Here is a 662-nt window from a genome sequence, read left to right on the forward strand (position 1 = left end):
AGTTCAAATTCCGCGCTCCAGTCGTAATCCGCCGGATCACGCTCGCGGATCGAGACCTTCTTCAGGCCGGTGCGCAGATCCTCGACCACCTCGCTGATCGAGAAGTCCTTGCTGACATAGCCGTTGCGGGCGCTCGACCAGTCGGCGGTGTCGAGGAGTTCCAGCGCCGAGGCATCGGGCGGCAGCGTCAGGCTGTGGCGGCGGAAGCGGCGCTCGTCCTCGATCCATGCCCGCATCAGGCGCTGCACCTGTCGCTTGTATGGCACGGCGGGCAGCGTCAGATCGGCGGTGCGGCGGCCGAAGGCATCGGCGGCCTCCCAGGCGGCATTGGTGCGCGGCGGCGCCTCCTTGCTTTCCCACAGGCTTTCGGGGTCGGGATATTGCGCGGTGACCGCGTTAAAGGTCTCCTCCAGCCCCGGAAACGGGTCGTAATCCTGCGGCTTCGAGACGATGATATCGTCATCGGTAAAGCTGTAGACCGGCAGCGCCGGGGCGCCGACCTGCACCTTCCAGCCATACCCGACATCGGCGATGGTGCCCGCGCAGGCCTTCAGCAGCTCCCCCAGCACCGAGGCCGGTTCCTGTGTCAGGATCGCCTCCATCCCGGCGCGCCAGGCCGGTTCGGTCCCGCCGCCCTTCTTCGCCCTTGGCGCATCGCAGGC

At 67.4% G+C, this 662-nt stretch carries 1 protein-coding gene; it reads right to left on the reverse strand.

The annotated features are described in order from the left end of the window. A partial coding sequence (locus PKE99_RS38255; protein WP_271215127.1) for a phage tail protein occupies positions 1-602 on the reverse strand: 602 nt, incomplete at its 3' end. Positions 603-662 lie beyond the last annotated feature (60 nt).

This window comes from Pseudonocardia halophobica, from assembly GCF_027922425.1.
In the GTDB taxonomy this organism is placed as follows: domain Bacteria; phylum Actinomycetota; class Actinomycetes; order Mycobacteriales; family Pseudonocardiaceae; genus Pseudonocardia; species Pseudonocardia halophobica.